This is a genomic window from Microcoleus sp. F10-B2 (assembly GCF_036704965.1).
GTDB lineage: Bacteria > Cyanobacteriota > Cyanobacteriia > Cyanobacteriales > Microcoleaceae > Microcoleus.
Window position 1 is genome coordinate 1 of sequence record NZ_JAUBTB010000227.1, and the last position, 1,356, is coordinate 1,356.

Annotated in this window: 1 pseudogene; it reads right to left on the reverse strand. The window is 36.0% G+C overall.

Going from position 1 to position 1,356, the window contains the following annotated elements:
* Positions 1-642, reverse strand: a pseudogene (locus QUA99_RS32810) (IS1 family transposase); the annotation flags it as partial.
* Positions 643-1,356: the final 714 nt, after the last annotated feature.

A 1,356-nucleotide genomic window follows, 5' to 3' on the forward strand; every position in this document is an offset into this window, starting at 1 on the left:
AGAGTCTTTCTTACGAGCCGAGAAACACGTTGGCGCAAAGTATTATTAAATCTTTCAATGTGATTAGTTTTTCCACTTTCTTTACCAACTGGCTGATGGCGTTTGCTGGGAAAAATACAAGCATAAGCCTGCCAAAAATCTGTATAGCAAACAGCGCATTGTCGATATAGAGGAGGTAGAGAGTTCCATAATTGTCTTGCTCCTTCTTCGCTACGATCGCCAATATAAACACCAATAATTTCTCTGGTCTCTCTATCCATTGCTAACCATACCCATTGCTTATTTTGTCGACAATCTACAAATGACCAAAGTTCGTCACATTCAACATTCAATCTGACTTTTTTTTTAGGCTTAACCTTTACCAGGCGTTCGATTGAGGCATATTTATTATTTACCTAATCCTGTAACCATTTTTTAGAGACATCGGTAGTTCTAGCTATACCAGCCAAAGAAATCTTCTCCAACAGAAGTCGATCAATTAAATCTTTTGTTTCCGAAGCTCATTACTTTGTTTGTCGGATTTTCGACAAATTGGCGACCGCAACTTTGACACTTGTATTTGGGTTTTTTATTATGAATTCTACCATTCTTAACTATGTGATTTGAACCACAATCATGGCAATTTGGTCGTAATGATAGCATATTATCTGACTAAATGAATGTTAGCAAATATCAAGGATTATCGCCAGAGTTACTGATGATACCATAACTGTAAGTCAATCTACATTTGAGCGAGTAAAGAAATATTAAAACCACAAAAATTGAGAGTGTGAGTTATAAAATTAACCTATGGATTCAATTACAGTAATTAAATTTCACTACATATTTATTACTACCAAAAAAACCTATTTGCGGCCCGATTATATCTAACCATTGTTGTCTCAAGTGCTTTTCAATGGTTTCGAGGTTTTCGAGTGCAGTCAGGGGCGTGTTTTTGTAGAAGATATCTGCGATTTCTTTTCTCACAGGCTTTTAAACGCTCCTGCTCTTCGGGTGTCATAGCTATTCCTCGCTTAGTGGCAATTGTTTGAGGATTGCATCTTACCACTTTTCCCCATTTTTAAAATTTGTCAACCCCTAAAAAATCACTAATTGACTCTTCAGAAAACTTGGTTTTTTCTAGTGTTTGTTTTGCCACAACCTTTAATTATACCATTTTGGTGAGAAGTTACAAAATCGGGATGTTCCCCATCTCTGGATGAGATTATTCGTGATTATTGTAGTGTTTAGTGTCTCACTCTTATTTAAAACGACTATATTATGCGTATGATTGACGCTAGAACCCACATTCCGCAGATATTCAAGCAGATTTCATTTCAAAGAAATTCAGAATTGCCAAAACCTCAAATGATTGCA